A 17,559-nucleotide genomic window follows, 5' to 3' on the forward strand; every position below is an offset into this window, starting at 1 on the left:
CCGCGGCGCGGGCCCCCCCGCCCCCCCCGCCGCCCCCCCCCCCGCCCCCCCCCCCCCCCCCCCCCCCCCCCCCCCCCCCCCCCCCCCCCCCCCGGGGCCGTTGACCGCGCCGCGTTCCGAATCTTCTGAGTGGTCGTCAGACCGGCAGGTCACGGCGGCTCTTGAGGGGGCCGACGAGGAGGGTCAGCGGCGAGGCGGCCATCACGGCGGCCACGATCCACAGGGTCGGCCGGAGGCCGATCGCCTCGCCCAGCGCGCCGCCGAGCAGGCCGCCCAGGGGGATGGTGCCGAAGTTGAGGAACATCATGCTGACGCTGACCCGGCCGAGCAGCGGGCGCGGCGTGTAGAGCTGGCGGAAGCTGCCCCGGATGACGTTGCTGACCACGGTGCCGAGGCCGATCAGCAGGCCGCCGCCGACGAGCAGGGCCAGCCGGGGGCCGGGGGCGGTGAGCGGGATGACGAGGGCGGACGGGACGGTGGCGAAGAGGGTGAGCAGCAGGCCGCGGGCGGTGCCGAGGCGGGCCCCGATGCGGGTGGCCAGGGTCGCGCCGAGCACGCCGCCGAGGCTGATGCCCGCCATCAGCAGGCCCACCAGGCCGGTCGGGAGGCGGAGTTCGCGGATCAGGAAGACCATCAGAACGGCCTGGTAGGCGATGAACGCCAGGTTGAACAGCGCGCCGAAGACGGCGAAGACCCGGAGGTAGGGGTCGTGGGCGACGAAGCGCAGGCCCTCGCGGATGTCGCGGCCCAGCGTGGTGTTGGCCCGGCGCTCGACCGGCGCCTCCTTGGCGCGGATGCCGAGCAGGCAGACGGTGGAGACGGCGAAGGTCCCGGCGTCGGCGAGCAACCCGCCGAGGACGCCCAGGACTTGGGTGATCCCTCCGGCCAGGCCGGGGCCGGCGACCTGGGCGAAGGCCTCCGAGCCCTGCATCTTCGCGTTGCCCGCGGCCAGCTCCTCCTTGGGCAGCAGCGAGGGCAGGTAGACCTGGTAGGCGGCCTGGAAGAAGACGTTGGCCGTGCCCAGGAGCAGTGCGGTGAGGGCGAGTTGGGCGAAGGTGAGCACGCCCAGCCAGGAGCTCACCGGGACGCTGACGAGCAGGGACATCGACAGCAGGTTGCAGCCGGCCATCAGCGGGCGCCGGGCCATCCGGTCCACCCAGGCACCGGCGGGCAGACCGATCAGGAGCCAGGGCAGCCAGGTCATCGCGGTGAGCACGCCGACCTGGAAGGCGGAGGCGTCCAGCACGGTGACGGCGGCGAGCGGCACGGCCACACCGCTGATCCCGCTGCCGACCTTGCTGGCGCTCTCGCCGAACCAGAACAGCCGGAAGTCGCGCCCCCGGTACGGAGCGGCGGAGGCGACGGCACCGGCCTCGGAGGTGTCGGAGGTTGCCGTGGAGGTGGTCACGGCTGGGCCGGCATCCCGTAGGCGAAGACCAGCACGGGCCGGCGCTCGCGCCCGTCGTCGGGGATCTCCCGCGTCCCCCACTTGAGTTGGATCGCGATGATCTCCCGCCCCATCTCCTCCAGCTCCTCCGGGGTGAGCATCATCCAGCGGTCGGCGACGAACGAGGGGTCCACCCACTCCTCGGGCTGCTCGGCGAGCAGCCACTCGCGCGCGGCGGTGGTGTGCCGGTCGAGCAGCATCGACTGGACGGTCTGCGACACCAGCGCCCCGGCCGGGTCGGCGGCGAAGTCGCTCTGCGTCCAGGAGAGGTTCTCCGAGGAGCGGCGCCACCACCGTTCCCGCTTGTCCCGGGCGAGTTCGGGCGCCTCCTCGATGATCCCGGCGGCGCCCAGCACCCGGAGGTGGTGGCTGACGTTGCCGACGGCCTGGCCGGTGCGCTCGGCGAGCGTGCTGGCGGTGGCGGGGCCGTAGGCGCGGAGGATGTCGGCCAGGCGGCGGCGGAGGGGGTGGGCCAGGGCGGCGAGCCGTTCGGAGTTCTTGATCTGATCCTCTGTCATACGGTGATCCTGGCATGCACAAGAGTTATTGTGCAATACCTCTTGTGCAATGAGGAGACCTTGCCGGGCACGGCACTAGGATGACGACCCCGCCGACCGGAACGCCCTCGGGCCGACACTGGAGGGGCATGACCTGAGCTGCCTGTTGGCCGAGCCGACCGACTTCCACGACGGCACCGAGGTGGACCTCGCGACCGGGATCGAGCTGGTCCGGGTGATGCTGCGGGAGAGCGGCGGGTGGTGCCGCCTGGAGGCGGCGGACCGGTTCTTCGTGCACCTCGGATGGTGCCGGTACATGTGCGTCGGCACGACTGGCCTGTGCCGGTCATGGCTTGGCCCCGGCGACATGACTGAGGCCAGCGGTCCACCGGGGCTTTCGCGACCATGGCAGCGGGATCAGGGGCGGTCGGGGTCTGTCACCGGTTGCGGCGGCGAGCCTCGCCGAGGGCCTCGGCTGCCTGAATGACCCTCCAGCTTCTCGCCGGCAGAAAGGACAGCCACGGCGGACGGTCCGCCGAGTAGCGGCAACTCGGGCCGTTCTATGGCCAGGTGCCGACAAGGACCGGCTCGGGCCGTAGCGCGATCCCGGTCACGTTCTCGACCCGTGCAACCCGTGACGTGCCGGCGGCCTGGGTGAGGAAGGCGGTCAACTGCGGCCGCACGTCGGCGGGGAAGCCCGGGTGCGGGCCAGTGGCCGTCTGCACCGCGCGAGGCCCGCCGGGAACATGCACAACCGTGCCGCAGATACGCTGGGGGCGGCGGTCGCCCTCGCGGACCGTGGTGGCCGTGATGTGAATGTGGTCGTCGGCATGACGGACCACGATCCACCAGCAGCCGTGGTCGTCCCGGTCGGGGGCGATGCCGGTGGCGTGAACGACCTCGCGGATCCCGAGGACACCGCCGCGCGCGCCGGGGCGGCCCGGCTGGCCGTGGTGCCGGAGGGCCCCGGCGTGCTGCCCGATGCCGTGCTCCCCGACGCCGACGGTGTGGTGCGGGTCCGGGGGACGACTGACGGGGCGTCAGGGGCGGCGGGCGAAGGGCCAGGACTCGATGTCGCGGTAGTAGATGGGGCCGGGGCCGCGGCCGATGTTGCTGCCGACCAGGTGGAGGCGGTCGGTGAGCCAGGGCGTGCCGGTGAAGGTGGCCAGGGTGGTGGCGGCTTCGGGGACGCTGATGCGGTCGTCGCGGCGGGCGCGGGCCAGGGTGAGGTGGGGGCGCAGCGGGCGGTCGGGGAAGTCGATGCCGCAGGACCTGACCAGGGTGCGGACCTCGGTGGCGAGCCGGTGGAGGCCGTCGAGGTCGCCATCGATGCCGCTCCACAGCAGGCGGTCGTCGAAGTGGCCGCCGCCGCGCAGGGCGAGCCGGAGGGCGGGGCGGGCGGCGGCCGTGCCGGAGAGGGCGGAGCGGAGCAAGGGGACGGCGGTGGTGGGGAGTTCGCCGAGGAAGGCGAGGGTGATGTGCCAGTCCTCGATGCGGTTCCAGCGCAGTGGCGGGTGGGCGGCACAGGCCGGCCGCAGGGCCCGGGCGAGTTCGTCCTTGGCCTCGTCGGGCGGGGCGAGCGCCACGAAGACGCGCCGGGTCGGGGGCTCGGGGTGATCGTCCACCAGGACATTCCAGCACCTCGTGGGCACTGGACCCGCAGCGGGCGGGACGTGCATCACGGACAGGCGGGACATTCCGGACCCTTGCGTGGACATGCCATCAATCGAGTCCCTTCGGACGAGGGCATACAGATCCCTGACAATCGCTCATATGGACGCCCCGGCTCGGCATAATTCCGGTGGAGGACTCGTGGAGACCTTCACAGGATGCAGAGGGGGGTTCCGTGATCTCGCCCGATCAGACCGGAGAGCTCGTCGAGGCCATCTACACCTGGGCCCGGTCAGTGGAGGTCGCGTTCGGCCAGGGGGAACCGGGGCGGGGAGCCGGGGTCTGGGAGAACGCCGCCCACCAGGTGACCGCGGCCGTGATGTCGGCCCGGCGACGGGTGCTGCTGGTCGAGCCCGCCGACAGCCTGGCCGGGCGCCGGTGTTGGCTGCGGGTGCTGACCGGGACGCTGGCCGACAGCGCGCGGCGGGGCCGGGACGTCCGGCTGCTGCTCGGCGGCAAGCAGCCGGAGCGGACGGCGGACTGGGCCGCGCTGGACCACCTCCAGCGGGCGGGGGTGGTGCTGCGCGTGATGCCAGGACCGGTCCAGCCGATGCTACTGGCGGACGCCGTGGTGCTGCTGGGATCGGCCCGAGAGGGCGAGCCGGGGTCGGGCGGGGTGCTGCAGGTGACGGAGCAGCCGACCGCGCAGCTCGCCGAACAGCTGGCGACGGTGCTCTGGGAGAACGGCGAGCCGAGGTGACGACGCCCGGGACCCCTGCGCGCCCGGCGGTGTGAGGAGCCGTCAGCCGCGCCGGATGTCACGGCGCAGCCGCCAGACTGCCAGGGCGCCGAAGACCACCGTCCAGGCGAGCAGCCCGGCCACCGGGGTCAGGACCTCGCCGCCCGAGACGGCGGCGCGGGCGAGCGCGCCGGAGCCGTACGCCGGGGTGAACGGGGCGATCCTGCCGAGCAGTTGGGGCAGGACCTCCAGCGGGATGAAGAGGCCGCCGAAGACCGCCAGCAGGGCCAGGCCGGGGCCGGCCAGCTGCATCACGTTCTCGGAGGGCAGCAGCAGCCCGCAGAGCAGCCCGAGGACGGCGAACAGCAGCGCGGGCAGCCAGGCCGCGGCCGCGGCGAGCAGCCACTCCCCCACGTCCAGGCGGACGCCGAAGGCCGCGCCGAGGGCGAACTCGGCGGCCACCGAGACCAGTCCGAGCACCATCGCGGTGACCGCCTTGACGGCGACCTGGGCGAGCGGGCGCATCGGGGTGAGGCGCAGCTGGCGCTGCCAGCCGAGGGCGCGCTCCACCGCGATGCCGGCGCCGCAGCCGGCCGCGCCGACCATCGCGCCGTACGCGGCCATGCTCACCATCACCTGGGCCAGCGGCCGGCCGCCGGAGGCCTGGCCGGGCAGGCCGTAGAGCAGGAAGAAGGAGGTCGGCATCGCGATCACCAGGACCACGGTGCGGACGTTGCGCAGCACCCGGCGGATCTCGAGGGCGAGCACGGTGCGGTTGCAGCCGTGCAGGGGCGAGCGGGCGGGCCGGGGCGCGGACAGCGGGAGGGACACGTCAGTCCTCGGGGGTGCGGGTGGCGGGAGGGTGGCCGGCGGAGAGGGCGAGGAAGGCCTCCTCCAGGCCGGAGGAGGTGACCTCGATCTCGCGGGCGGCGGTGCCCGCGAGGTGACGGACCACCAGGTCGGAGTCCTGGGTGCGGACGGTGACGGTGGCGCCGCGCTGCTCGACCAGGTCGACGGCGGGCAGCGCGCGCAGCCCGGCGAGGTCGGCCTCCGGCCAGTGGGCGCGCACCGTCCGGCCGGCGGCGTGGCCGCGGATCTCGGCGGGGGTGCCGTCGGCGGCGATCCGGCCGGCGGCGACCACCACCACGCGCTCCGCGTACTGCTCGGCCTCGTCGAGCTGGTGGGTGGCGAGGAGCACGGTGGGGCGGCCCGGGATGCGGCCGACGGCGTCCCAGAACTGACGGCGGCCGGTGACGTCCAGGCCCGAGGTGGGCTCGTCCAGGACCAGCAGGCGGGGGCGGCCGAGCAGGGCCAGCGCGAAGTGCAGCCGGCGCCGTTCGCCGCCGGAGCAGACGCCGACCCGGCGGCGGGCGACCGCCTGGAGCCCGGCGAGTCCGACCACCTCGGCGAGCGGGAGCGGGTCGTGGTGGAGGGAGGCGACGTAGCGCAGGGTCTCGGCGACGGTGAGGTCGGGCAGCAGGCCGCCGTCCTGGAGCACCGCGCCGACCTCGCCGCGGGCGGCCGCCTCGGCCGGGGTGCCGCCGAGGACGGTGACGCTGCCCCGGTCGGGGGTCTGGAGGCCGAGCAGGAGGTCCATGACGGTGGTCTTGCCGGCGCCGTTGGGGCCGAGCAGGGCGGTGAGCCGGCCGGGCTCCAGGTCGAGGCTGATCCCGTCCACCGCCCGGACCTCGCCGAAGGCCTTCTCCACCCGTGTCAGCCGGACGGCCGCCCCGGTGCCGCCGGCGCTCACCATGCACCCACCCGGGTGTCCTGGCCGATCCGGAAGCCGGCCTGGAAGCGGCTGACCGCGTCGGCGGCGCTCATGATGTCGGCGATGTGGCGGCGGCAGGTGCGCAGCGAGACGTTGAGGCTGCGGGCGATGGCCTCGTCCTTCTCCCCCTCGGCCAGCCGGCGGATGATCTCGCGCTTCAGGTCGCTCTCCAACATCTCGTCAATCGGCTTGGCGGGTCTGAGACATCGGGCCGAGGGCCAGACCAGGTCGAAGGCGGCCGCGACGGCCGCGGCGACGGCGGTGTCCCCGATCACCAGGGTGGGCGGCTCGTCCTCGGCGGTGAGGGGCAGCAGGGCGGCGACCCGGCGGTCCACCACCAGGACGGCGTCCAGCTGCCGGTCGAGCTCCCCGCCGCTCTCGGCCACCCGGACGTGCTCCGCGAGCGGGTGACCGCCCAGCTTTTCACGGCAGCTGGTCAGGGCCTCGGGGTCGAACAGGGCGCGGCGGTCGAAGTCGTGCCAGGCGAGCGCGAACTCCCAGAGGTCGAGGGCGGAACGGCCGGGCCGGTGCTGCCAGATCACCACGGTGCGGGCGCCGCGCAGCAGATCGGCCAGGGTGGCGCTGACCGCGCGGGCGCCGGTGGCGCTCTCGTAGCGGGGGAACCGGTCCGCTGCCGCCCCGGACGCCGCGCGGACCATCGTGGCGGCCCGGGCGGCCGTCGACTCGCCCTGCTGGAAGGCATCTTCGGAGTTCAGGGTCATGTGACACCTCTCCACCTCGTGGGCTTCTCCGTCGTTCACCTGCTGCTGCTCCGGCGGGTGGCCGGGCCCTGCACCGTGGGGTGTCCGGGCCGGGGTGATCCGGCTCCGGACGCGGGTCAGTCTAGTTCCGCCGGTGGCCCGTCCGGATCTGACGGATGGTCAAGAATGGTCAAACGCAAGAGGATTGCGGCGAGCTGCGCCTCCGTGGCGAGCCCCAGGCCGAGCCGGTTGTGGGCCATGTGCAGCTGGGAGGCGAGGACCTGCCGGGCCCGGCCGGGGCCGATCACGTCGGTGAGCGCGGCGGTGGCGACGGCGAGGCGCCGGGTCAGCGGGGACCAGCGGCTGTCCGCCCCGGCGGCGAGGCGCCGCAGGGCGGGGGCGCAGGGGCGCAGGGCCTCGGCCTTGGCGTTCAGGACGACCGGGTCGGGGGGCGCCGTGGCCGACGACAAGGCTTGCCAGCCCGCCGAGTTGGCGCGGAGGAACTCCTCCCGGTCGGGCCAGGCGGGCAGCACGGCGGCGAGGAGTTCGAGCCCGTCGAGCAGGATCCTGGTGCGGCCGGAAGGAGCAGACGGATCGGGCGGGGCGGGCGAGGCAGGCCGAGCGGACGCACCCGATGCGGCTGCCGAGCCCTGCGAGCGGGAAGGCCCCGGCGAGGCGGAGGGGCCCTGCGGGGCGGTCGGTGTCGGCGGGCCGGGGCGGGCGGCGCAGGCGCGCAGGCAGAGCACGCTGGAGACGTGGAACAGCTGCTCGGCCCCGGCCATCGCGTCCGGGCCGCCGTAGCGCTCGAACTCCGGTTCGTAGTCGGCCCGGTGGACCCCGGGGGCGAGCAGCTCGCCGGCCGGGAGGCTGGTGCCGTACTCGCCGAGGGCGGCCACCGGGGCGGCGAGCTCCGCGTAGCCGGCGGGGGTGAGCCGGCCCTCGGCGGGGAGGGCGGCGATGACCTCGGCCAGGGTGCGGTCCAACTCCCGCTCCACCGAAGCCTCCTGGTCGCTGGTCAGATCGGCCAGCCGCAACCGCAGGTGCGGGCCGTGCTGCCAGTAGCGCAGGTAGAACCAGGGGCGGGGGGTGCCGTCCTCGGCCGGCCCGGCCCGGCGCAGGGCGGCGGGGACGCAGCGCAGCAGCGCCTGCTCCACCGCCGCCGGGTCGGCGCTGGGGACGTGCAGGTGCCAGCTGTGCCACCGGTGGCGCGCCGCAAAGGGCGAGGCGGCGGGCGAGGCGGCGGTCATCCGCGCAGGTCCCAGAGCGGTCCGGTGTAGCGGGGGGTGCCGCAGACGGTCATGAAGACCGGGACCTCCTTGCGGTCGAGCCCGAGCAGGGGCTGCAGGTGGTGTTCGTCGTAGGACCGGGCCGGACGGGCGACCAGGCCGTGGGCGGCGGCGGCCAGGCAGAGGCCGTGGGTGGCCCAGCCGCACCACTGGGCGGCGAGGGCCGGGGCGGCGGGGCCGAACTCCGCTACCAGGGCGGCCGGTTCGGCGCTGTGGACGTACAGCACCGAGGCGTGCCGCAGGGCGATGCCGGTGTCGGGGGCGTCGGGGCGGCCGAAGCCCGGTTCCAGCCGCGCGGGCAGGCCGGGGCCGAGGCGGTGCGGGACGAGGCGGCCGTCCGTCAGGCGGTAGGCACCGTCCGGCAGTCCGGCCACGCCCTGGAGGACCACGGTGCGGCGGACGCGGGCGGCGACGGCCGCCAGCAGGGTGTCGGGCGGCGGGACGGCGGCCCAGGCCAGCAGGGAGCGCAGGGCCGGTTCGGCGACGGGGGCGGGGCGCAGCGCGAAGCCGTACCGGCGGCCGGGCACCCGGCCGGCCGAGCGCCGCCACAGCACCTCCGCCCAACTGGGGCCCTCGGCACGGGCATTGGCCGGGATGCCGGCCAGCGGGCCGGCCGGGCTGGTGGTGCGGCACCGGCTGAGGGCCCGGCACTCCTCGGCGTCGGGGTCGGCGGCCTCGAAGCGGGACAGCTCGGCGGGGGTGGCCGGGAGGGGCGGCCGCCCCGGCAGGCGGCGGCCGGGGCCGGGCCGGTGGCCGGTCAGCAGGACGGAGAGCGGGGCGCTCCACCGGCCCGGCCCGGCGGCGGCGAGCAGCCGCTCGGCGAGGGCGGGATCGGCCTCCAGGCGGCCGGGGACGCCGAAGGCCTCGGCGGCGACCGCCCAGGCCCGCAGGTTGACGCCGAGTTCGGCCTCGCAGACCGCGAAGCGCAGGCTCCCGTAGGCGGCGGGCAGGTCGGAGTAGCGGGCGGCGAGCACCAGCCGGGCGCGGCCGCCTGACGGGGCGTCGGACGGCGGGGCGGTGAGGTCGACCAGGGCCCTTCGGTACGGGTCCAGGTAGCGGCGGGCGCCCGGGCCGGCCAGCAGGACGTGGACGGGGTGGCGGGCCCGGCCGGAGGCGGTGGAGCGGTGGTCGGGGAACTGGTGGTCGGGCTCGCGCCGTTGCAGGCCGAAGGCGGTGGCCAGGGCCGCGCCGAGGGGGTCGGCCGCGGGGAGCGGCGGGGCCGGGAAGGGAGTGCGGGCGAGCAGCTCGTACAGGTCGCCGGGCAGTGGAGTGCCGGTGCCGGAACGGGCGTTCGGCGGCGGGAGGTAGGCGGTGGTCGGGGCGGTGTCGTCGATGGCGCGCTGTTCGCCGAGCAGTCGCTTGCCGGGGCCCTGGCGGTAGGCGAAGGCGAGGGCCTCGGCCGGCCCGGGGGCAACGACCGTGGTGGGGGGCGGACTTGCCGCGGTGCGGGCCGTCACGGGAACGGGTGGGGGTCGAGGTCATCGAAGGTGCCGAGCCCGTCGAGGGCGTCGAGCAGCCGGGGAAGCCCGGCCAGCCGCTGCTGGGCGTGGCCGAAGCACATCGGGACGATGCCCGGTACCACGGCCTTGACGGCGGTCATCCCGTGCGCGGTGTGCTCGGGGGTGGACTGGTCGACGATCAGGATCTGCCGCAGCCCGGCCGCTTCGTAGAGCCCGGCGACGTGGTCGAGCGCGCCGCGGACGTCGCCTCGGGCGGCCCGGACCAGGGTGTGCGGCCAGTCCGGGAAGGCCTCGGCGGGGGTGGTGAGGGGCCCGCCGAGGACGCGTTCCACCCGGGGCAGCAGTTCGGGGAAGGTGTAGCGGCGCCAGTGCTCGGCGATGGTCTGGATCGACCACGGGTCGTGGACGGTGTGCTCGTACTCGGCCGGGTCCCAGGCCAGCCCGCCGCTGACCATCTGGGTGAGCTCCCAGAGCGCGGCCCGGACGGCCTGCTCCGGGTCCGGGTGGCAGCCGGCGGTGGAGAAGCTGGCGGGCAGCGCGCGGCGGCGGTTGACGGCCAGGGCCCAGACGGCGGGCAGGCCGAGGTCGCCGGTGATGGCCAACAGGTGGACGTCGTAGCCGTGTTCGCCGGCGAGGCGGAGCATCATCCGGCCGGCCGGGTCGCGGATCGCGTCCGGGTGGAGCCGGGGCAGCGGCCGGGCCCGGTGCCAGGCCGTCAGGAAGGCGTCGCGCTCGGCGAGTTCGAGCAGGGCGTGCAGCGCGGCCTCCTCGTAGCCGGAGCCGAGGGCGCTGCCGCTGGAGGACTCGAGGTAGCAGTTCCGCCCGGCGTCCGGACCCTCGCCGTACGGGCGCAGGTCGTAGCGGTAGCGGAAGAAGCCGATCTCGGCGGGGACCAGCCGGGGCGGGCCGCCGTCGAGGGGGTGGGACCAGACCCAGTCCAGCCGGGTGTCCGGGGTCCAGCGGCGCAGGCGGCTGTGCGGGGAGGCGAGTTGGGTGTCGGTGTGGTGGCCGAGGGTGCTCGGGTCGAGCGCCCGGGAGCCGAGTTCGCGGTGGGTGCGGCCGGGGAGCAGCGGCGCGTGGTGCGGGTAGCCGGCGGCGCGCTCGTACGCCTCCAGGACGGAGACGGCCTCGGCCTCCCGGAAGGAGGCGGCCCGGCCCATCCCGGCGGGGGTGCCGGCGAGCAGCTCGGTCTCGGTGATCGGGTAGGTGCCGGCGGCGTGCCGGGTGGTGCGGGTGACGGGGCCGAAGCGCGGGTCGGCGAGGGCGGCGCGCATCCTGGCCGGGTCGAGGCCGAACGGGGCGGCGGGGCCGCGCAGGGGCAGGGCGGCGGGGGTGGGGCGGGCGGAGGTGAGCCGGGTGGGCGGTGGGGCCGGGTCGGTGAGCAGGACGGGGGCGGGGTCGCCGCAGACGGTGCAGCCGTGGTCGCGGGCCACCCGGTGGCGGCTGGTCCGGCCCTCGGGGGTGACGGCGGTGGTCTCGCCGGGGACGGCGTCACGGGCCGTCAGGTTGGCGAGCAGGACGCCGACGGTGACGGACAGCCAGGGCGGCAGGGCGGTGCCCTCGCGGGTGGCGGCGACCGGAGGGGGCGTGGGCGCCTCGCGGTCGGCGCGCTGCCGGACGAAGCGCTCCTCGGGCTCCAACCGACGCCTCCGGTCCGCCCGTTCGGCACAGCCGGCGCAGCCGCGGCCCCCGCCCGGGGTCCACAGCGGGCCGATCAGGACCTCCCGGGCGGTGAGCCGCAGGGAGAGCAGGGCGCGCCCCTCGGCGCGGGCCCGGTCGAGGGCGGTCCGCTCCCAGACGGCGTCGTGGCCGGAGCGGGCGGCGAGCAGCACACCGGGGCCGAGGGTCTCGGCCCACCGCTGCCACGGCCAGGAGACCGGCAGCCCGGGCCCGAGCAAGGGCCGTGGTGAGCCCGCCAGTTCGGCAGGGCGGTTCGGGCGGGCGGTGGTGGTCACGCGCACCACACCCGTCCGGCGGTGGCGGGCAGCGGGCCGAGGACCGGGTCGTGGGTCCGGGCGACGGCGTGCAGGGTGTTTCCACGGGCGGCCAGGTGCCCGGCGAGGTGGGCGAGGGCGGCCGCGACCCGGGCCGCGCCGAGCTGTTCGGCGGGGGTGGCCGGTCCGGCGGCGGCGAGGCGGGCGCGGAGGTCGGGCGCGGCCTGGGCCTGGGCGACTGCGGCGGTGAGGGCGGACTCCAGGGCGGTGGAGCGGTCCGGCCCCCAGGCCGACGCTCTCAACTCCCCCGTGGCGTCGGTGACTTCGGCGAATCGCCAGTCGGAGCCGTCCAGCCGACGGACGGTCAGGACGGCCTCCCGGTGGAACCACTCGTCCAGGACGCTCCACATGGAGCGCTGCCGGGCACCGTCCAGCTCCTCCCAGCCGACCTCCACCGCACCGCCGAGGGCCGGCCGCAGCAGCCGCAGCACACCGTCCAGCAGGAAGCGGTCCGGACTGCTGCCCGCCGCGGGCACGGCACTCTCGGGCACGTCACCGGGCGGCCGGTCGCGCTCGGCGTGGGCGCGCAGGGCCTGGAGGACGGCCTCCAGGACGGCGGCCGCCCTGGTCCGGCCCCAGGCGGCGAGCGGGGCGCCGCCGAGCGGGCGGACGGTGGCGAGCGAGACCGGCAGCTGCGGGAGCGGGCCGTCGTCGCCGGGGACGACCAGCCCGGTCCACGGGGCGGTGTACGGGGCGAACCCGCCGAGGACGGCGGCGGCCTCCGGGGCCTCGTCCCCGCTCTCCACGACCGACGGCGTCACTGCGGCCCACTCGGCGGCAGACTCCGCCGGCAGGGCCGGGAGTTGAGTAGTGGTCAGGTGCGGGCCGTGGATCAGCAGCGGCCCGGGGCGGCCGAGCCCACCGAGCAGCCGGTCCAGGGCGGTGTGGGCGGCGAGCGAACCGGCCAGGGTGGCGCTGAGCGGGGTCGGTGCGGCCTCCTGCGGGCGGGCGTCCAGCCAAGCACCGATCCGCGCGGTCAGCTCGGCCGGTTCGGAGCCGTCGCCGAGCAGGGCGTACCGCTCCTCGGTGTGGGCGGTGACGGTCCGGTCGGCGGAGCGCAGCACGAGGGAGACCGGGGAAGACGCCGACTCCGGTCTCCCGGCCGGCAGTTCGGTGACACCGGCGCCGCGCAGGGTGCGGACGGCGGTGCGGGCGGCCTGGCCGGTGCCGAGGATGGTGACGGTGGCGGCGCGCAGGGCGGCGAAGTCGCGGTAGGGGTCGGCGCTGCGGGCCTCCAGGTGGGCCAGCACGTCGGCGAACTCGGCGGCGGTGCGCGGGTCGGGGGCGGGGACGGTGAGCGCGTCCAGGTCGAGCAGCACGCCTTGGCGCAGCAGCCGTCCGAGGACGTGGGCCAGCACCGGCCGGGCGGCCGGATCGCCTGCGGCGGCGGTGAGTTCGTCGAGGTCGGCGCCCTCGGTCAGCGGGCCGAGCAGGCCGTCGACCAGTTCGTGCAGGGCGGGTGGGCCGGTGAGGACGAACTCCCGCCCGCCCTGGGCGACGTAGAGGCCCTCGGGGACCGGGGCGTAGTGGGTGTCGGGACGGAGCTTGACCCTCATCGGGCCACCTCCGGGCGGGCGTGCAGATCGGCCTCGACGGCCCACTCGAAGGCGTGCGCGCCGTTGCGGACCTCGGGGAGCGCCTCCTCGAAGTAGCCGCGGTGCCGACGCTCCATCAGGCGGGGCAGCACCCGGACCATCAACGCGCTCGCCAGGTCCAGGTACTGGGGCTTCTCGCGGCGGCGGGCGGCGACGATCTGCTCGATCCCGGGCGCGGCGGCCTCCTCGGCCGTCCCGAGCCCTGGCAGCCGCCAGAGCGGTGTCTTCACCACGATCTGCTCGGGGACCTCGTGCCGGGCCCGCCAGGCGGTGAGGGCGAGCAGGTCGGCGACCTCGTCGGCCGGGACGGAGGGCGCGGGCAGGTCCGAGCCGGGGTACCAGCGGCGGCGCTGGAGGACGCACTCCCCGGCGACCAGCCGGGGGTAGCGGACGGTCGGGTCGGCGGCGGTCAGCACGGTGGCGGCGGGGCGGGCGGTCCGGGCGGCCCGGTACGCGCGCTCGACCGGGTCGAAGGCGACCAGGCTGGGCCCGTGCAGCCAGGCGGCGAGCAGCAGCGGGGCGGGCTGGGCGTCGATCCACTTCATGCCGAGGGCGAGCACCCGCACCGGGCGGCCGTCGGCGTCCAGCAGGGTGAGCCGGTCGGTGGCGGGGTCGTGGGCCAGCCGGGCCCGGGCCCAGTCCTGCGGGGTGAGCCGGCGCTCCAGCAGCGGCAGCCGGTGGTTGAGGTTGCTGCCGTGCAGGCCGTGGTCCTCGGCCAGCTCCGCGCCGTGGCCCGCGTGCAGCCGCTCCAGCCGTTCGCGCAGCCGCTGCCGGAAGAGTCCGTGCGGGTCGGCTCCGGCCAGGAATCGGGTGGTCAGCTGTCCGTAGCCCGGGTAGCAGGCGTTGACCACCAGCCGCCCCCCGCCCGCCGGTTGGACCAGCAGACCGTACGAGGGGCTGTCGCCCGCGCACTCCTCGGGCAGGCCGTCGGCGAGGGCGGCGAGCTCGGCGGCGGTGCAGCGGGCCTCGGGTCGGCCGTCCGCGCGGGCCTGCTCCAGCAGCCCGGTCAGGGCGTCCTCGGCGTGCGCGCGGGCCTGGAGGAGCCGGGCCAGGACGGGGCCGCCGGAGGCCGGGTCGGTCTCCGACCGCCGCTGCCGGAGCCGGACTTCGGCCACCAGCTCGGGGGCGTGGTCGAGCAGCGGGGCCTGGCCGCCGGCCCCGAAGCGGTCGGTGAAGGCCCGCACCAGCAGGGCGCGGACGTCGTGGTGGCGGTCGAAGAGGTGCAGGAAGCGGGCCACGGAGGGGAGTTCGGCGAGCGCGGTGCGGTGGCCCCGGGCGCTGACCGGGGTGGGCGGCAGCAGCAGGTCCTCGTTGACCCGCAGGCGGACCGGGACGGCGCTGAGGGTGTTGAGCTCGCGGGCGGAGCGCTCGATCCGGCTGAGCGCGGCGACCCGTTCGGGCACCGTGCCACGGGTGGCGCGGACCAGCTCGGCGGCGATGCCGTCCAGCAGTCCGGCGGCGGCGGCCGGGCCGGTGGGGGCCGGTGCGGAGGCAGCCGGTGCGGAGGTGGCCAGTGCTGCGGTGGCCTCGGCGAGCAGGGCGGGGTGCTGTTCGTCCAACTGCGGCGCGGGGACCAGGATCTGGGCCCGGGCGGCGGCCGCGACCAGGCTCGCGGCGGCCTCTGCCCGGACTCCGAGGCACCGGGCGGCGCCCTCGGCCAGCTCACGGGGTGTCAGCGGGCCCATCTCGGACAGCCGCAGCAGCACCGTCAGTTCGCGGTTGAGCTCGGCGGCCAGCATCCGACCCTGGCCCTCGGCGTGGTGGTGGAAGCGGATCCGGTCCCCCTCCACCCGGAGCATCGGGTTGCGGGCGAGCAGGGTCGCGGTGGTCCGCTCGGGGGCCTGGAGGATGCCGTTGACCAGGCCGGACAGCTGCGGCTGATCGAGCGTCAGCAGGCTGCGGGCGTCCCGGCGGGAGTAGCGGGCCTGGTCGAGCGGGACGCCGTCCTCGGCCCACTCGGCGAAGCCGACGGCGGTCAGCCGGGCCAGCGGGCTGACCCGGACCACGGCGCGGGCGTAGTGCTGGACCAGCCCGCGCTCGGACTTGCGGTCCCGGGCCGAGGCGCGCCCGGCCGAGCGCCGGTAGCGCTGCACGGCGTCCAGCACCTGCGGGGAGTTCAGCGCCAGCGAGAGCAGGAACGGCTCGCTGCCCAACGCGTCGGCGAAGGCCGCCCGCTCATGGGCGAGGAAGGCTGCGTGCCCGGCCCGCACGGCGGTGCGGGCCAGCCGGCGGCGGCCGTCGGCGTCCAGCCAGGCGGCCACCGGTCCGGGCAGCGGCTCGGGCCACGGCCCGGGGCCGGGGTCGCGGTCGTTGTGCACGGCGCGGCGCAGGTGCAGCAGCCGGTGCCGCTCGGGGCCCTCGGTGCCCGCGATGGCCTGGTACAGGCTGTCGCAGGCGGCCTCGGCGAGGCGGGCGCAGCGCTGCTCGGACTCGGCCAACGCGGCCAGCGCGCCGCGTAGTTCGGGGTCGGCGAGCCGCCGCCCGGGGGTGGGGTTGATCCGCAGCATCACGCTGTCGGCCAGCACCCAGCCGCCGGCGGAGACGTCCGGGAGCGGCGGGGCTGCGGGGGCGGGAACGGCGAAGGTGGGCACCGGGAGGCGGCCTCTCTGGGGGCGGGACGCGGCCGCGCGGGGGCGCGCGGGGACGGCCGCGCGGCCGGGGCCCGGAAGGGGGCCGCACCGGACCGCGGGCGGGCACGACGGAGGACTACGGCGCAGGACGGCTTCGGCGCGGGGGCGGTCAGGTCGCGGCGAGTTCGCCGCGCCGGGCCCGCATCCGCTCCACCGAGCCGGTCCCCGTGAGCGCGTCGGCCGCCTCGGCGAGGCCGTAGCAGAGGTAGTAGCGCTGCATGGGGGTGATGCCGAAGCAGGTCAGCGTCGGGTAGAGCGTATTGAGCAGCAGCCGGTAGGCGTTCTGCCGGTAGTTCTGCTCGGCGGCCTCCCGGTTCTCCAGGTAGGCGGCGATGAACTCGCTGCGCACCGGCCGGCCGAGCGGGTACTCCATCGGCCCGACGGCCTGGTGGATGGCGTCCTCGTTCAGGGTGCCGTGCGCGCAGGCCGCCTCGGCGGTGCCCCAGATCCTGGTCAGCGCCCGCTCCCAGCCGGCCAGCAGCGGGCTGTCCACGGGCCGGGTCAGCGCCTCGGCGAAGCGTTCGGCGTCCTGCCGGTACCGCTCGGCGTAGACCGCGCGCAGGTCGGTGTGGTTCCCGGTGGCGGAGCAGACCCCCTCGACGTGGGAGCGCAGGGCCAGGGTGCCGACGGGGTAGCCCTGCGGGTGGGAGCGGGCCACCAGGGCCATGACACGGGCGAGTTGGGGCAGCAGCTCCGCGTCGGGCAGGGCCGCGGTGTCCAGCACCGGGTCCAGGTAGGCGTCGGCCATCAGGTCCCGGGTGAGCAGCAGCGCGGCCGGGAAGCGGGCCGCGTCCTCGTCGGGGCCGGACTCGACGTGGCCGTGCGGGTGCAGCGGCAGCGGGTCCTCGGTGCGGTTCTCCCAGCGGCCGAGCTGCTCGGCCCGGCGCAGGTAGTCGGCCTCGGCCGGGGCCTGCGCGGTGAGCGCGGCGGCGGCACGGCGGGCCAGGTCGGTGAACTCGTCCAGCAGCGGCGGCCGGTGCGGGTAGGAGCGCACCAGCACCCGCAGGTGCGAGCCGTGCAGCCAGCCGCGGCGCAGGTGCACCACGGGGAGCTGCTGCGCGTCCCTGAGCAGCCTCAGCGGCGTGTCCAGGGCGCGCAGCAGGTCCCGCGGCTGCGCCGAGTGGTCGGTGATCCTTACGGCCGTGCCCGGGCCGATGGTGTCCATGGCGTGTCTCCCGGAGGTACGCGAGGCGACCGGTGCGGCTGAGACCGCGCGGTCGTTCGCAGGTGGCCGATGTGTGGGCTGTGCGGTGGCGCCGTCCCCGCTCCTACTGGCACTCAGAGTGACGGGTGGTCAGCGCCCCTGCGGTGCGCCCGGGTCAGCAGCAGGAGGTGGAGAGCGAGCCGGAGATGCCGTTCAGGTCGGCCTCGCCGAGGACCTCCTCGCCGTCCGGGGTCACGGTCGGGTAGATGATGACGATGGAGGCACCCATGTCGGGCAGCGCGACGCCGTCGCCGGCCTCCAGGACCTCGAGCTCGGTGACGTCGAAGGCGCCGAAGTCGATGCTCATGTCGATTCCTCTCGGTTGGCCCGAGGACGCCGTTCGTCCTCGGCAACGGCCAACAGCTTCCGGGTCGGGAGATCCGCCGGGCAAGCGACTGACGCGGCATCAAGTTGCCGACCGTTCAAGGGTTTTGGCGGGTCTCGGATACCCTCGCGGGCCCCGCCGGAGCGGGCGAACGGGGTGAACCGGGCATTTGGCTCCTGCAGTTTGCTGCCAAGGGTCCGTCAGGTCCGGCGTCCGCTCTGGACGGCGCCGGGGGCGGGATCGCAGAGTCGGTGACCGGCCTGGCGGCGCTCCTGCGGCCCCGGCCCACCTTCCGCCGG

The 17,559-nt window shown here is 76.2% G+C and carries 14 protein-coding genes; 1 reads left to right on the plus strand and 13 read right to left on the minus strand.

From position 1 onward, the window contains the following. Window positions 1–136: 136 nt before the first annotated feature. The 3 genes from ACZ6ZR_RS11165 to thpR form a co-directional block, all read right to left on the minus strand. The gene (locus ACZ6ZR_RS11165; protein ID WP_465641653.1) at window positions 137–1,408 is read right to left on the minus strand and encodes an MFS transporter; all 1,272 of its coding nucleotides are present in this window, start codon (window positions 1,406–1,408) and stop codon (window positions 137–139) included. Further along, the gene (locus ACZ6ZR_RS11170) at window positions 1,405–1,965 is read right to left on the minus strand and encodes an ArsR/SmtB family transcription factor (RefSeq protein ID WP_465641655.1); all 561 of its coding nucleotides are present in this window, start codon (window positions 1,963–1,965) and stop codon (window positions 1,405–1,407) included. The genes ACZ6ZR_RS11165 and ACZ6ZR_RS11170 overlap by 4 nt, the downstream gene beginning before the upstream one ends. A 1,019-nt stretch (window positions 1,966–2,984) precedes the next feature. Further along, complete coding sequence (gene thpR / locus ACZ6ZR_RS11175; RefSeq protein WP_465641875.1) at window positions 2,985–3,623, minus strand: RNA 2',3'-cyclic phosphodiesterase; 639 nt, start codon at window positions 3,621–3,623, stop codon at window positions 2,985–2,987. 167 nt (window positions 3,624–3,790) lie between these two features. Here thpR and ACZ6ZR_RS11180 point away from each other — a divergent pair, with 167 nt between their 5' ends. Continuing rightward, a complete protein-coding gene (locus tag ACZ6ZR_RS11180) occupies window positions 3,791–4,315 on the plus strand; it encodes a phospholipase D-like domain-containing protein (RefSeq protein WP_465641657.1) in 525 nt (174 codons plus the stop codon). Between the two features lie 42 nt (window positions 4,316–4,357). On the opposite strand, the gene ACZ6ZR_RS11185 is transcribed toward ACZ6ZR_RS11180, so the two are convergent. The 10 genes from ACZ6ZR_RS11185 to ACZ6ZR_RS11230 form a co-directional block, all read right to left on the minus strand. Continuing rightward, on the minus strand, window positions 4,358–5,125 hold the full coding sequence (locus tag ACZ6ZR_RS11185; protein ID WP_465641659.1) for an ABC transporter permease: 768 nt from the start codon (window positions 5,123–5,125) through the stop codon (window positions 4,358–4,360). A gap of 1 nt (window position 5,126) precedes the next feature. Continuing rightward, window positions 5,127–6,047, minus strand: a complete 921-nt coding sequence (locus ACZ6ZR_RS11190) for an ABC transporter ATP-binding protein (RefSeq protein ID WP_465641661.1) — start codon at window positions 6,045–6,047, stop codon at window positions 5,127–5,129. Then, on the minus strand, window positions 6,041–6,787 hold the full coding sequence (locus tag ACZ6ZR_RS11195) for a helix-turn-helix transcriptional regulator (RefSeq protein WP_465641662.1): 747 nt from the start codon (window positions 6,785–6,787) through the stop codon (window positions 6,041–6,043). Before ACZ6ZR_RS11195 ends, ACZ6ZR_RS11190 begins: the two co-directional genes overlap by 7 nt. A gap of 116 nt (window positions 6,788–6,903) precedes the next feature. Further along, window positions 6,904–8,013, minus strand: coding sequence for a lantibiotic dehydratase C-terminal domain-containing protein (locus ACZ6ZR_RS11200; protein WP_465641664.1), 1,110 nt, complete (start codon window positions 8,011–8,013; stop codon window positions 6,904–6,906). Beyond that, window positions 8,010–9,509 (minus strand): hypothetical protein, encoded by a 1,500-nt coding sequence (locus ACZ6ZR_RS11205; RefSeq protein WP_465641665.1) that lies wholly within the window; start codon window positions 9,507–9,509, stop codon window positions 8,010–8,012. Before ACZ6ZR_RS11205 ends, ACZ6ZR_RS11200 begins: the two co-directional genes overlap by 4 nt. Continuing rightward, window positions 9,506–11,467, minus strand: coding sequence for a TOMM precursor leader peptide-binding protein (locus tag ACZ6ZR_RS11210; protein WP_465641667.1), 1,962 nt, complete (start codon window positions 11,465–11,467; stop codon window positions 9,506–9,508). The genes ACZ6ZR_RS11205 and ACZ6ZR_RS11210 overlap by 4 nt, the downstream gene beginning before the upstream one ends. After that, complete coding sequence (locus ACZ6ZR_RS11215; protein WP_465641668.1) at window positions 11,464–13,062, minus strand: hypothetical protein; 1,599 nt, start codon at window positions 13,060–13,062, stop codon at window positions 11,464–11,466. Before ACZ6ZR_RS11215 ends, ACZ6ZR_RS11210 begins: the two co-directional genes overlap by 4 nt. Continuing rightward, complete coding sequence (locus tag ACZ6ZR_RS11220; protein WP_465641670.1) at window positions 13,059–15,692, minus strand: hypothetical protein; 2,634 nt, start codon at window positions 15,690–15,692, stop codon at window positions 13,059–13,061. Before ACZ6ZR_RS11220 ends, ACZ6ZR_RS11215 begins: the two co-directional genes overlap by 4 nt. Before the next feature lie 148 nt (window positions 15,693–15,840). Continuing rightward, entirely contained in the window at window positions 15,841–16,896 is a 1,056-nt protein-coding gene (locus tag ACZ6ZR_RS11225; protein ID WP_465641672.1) for a hypothetical protein, read from the minus strand. A 154-nt stretch (window positions 16,897–17,050) separates the two neighbouring features. Beyond that, entirely contained in the window at window positions 17,051–17,242 is a 192-nt protein-coding gene (locus tag ACZ6ZR_RS11230) for a thiopeptide-type bacteriocin (RefSeq protein ID WP_345695806.1), read from the minus strand. Window positions 17,243–17,559 lie beyond the last annotated feature (317 nt).

The organism is Kitasatospora sp. NPDC088742, assembly GCF_055584905.1.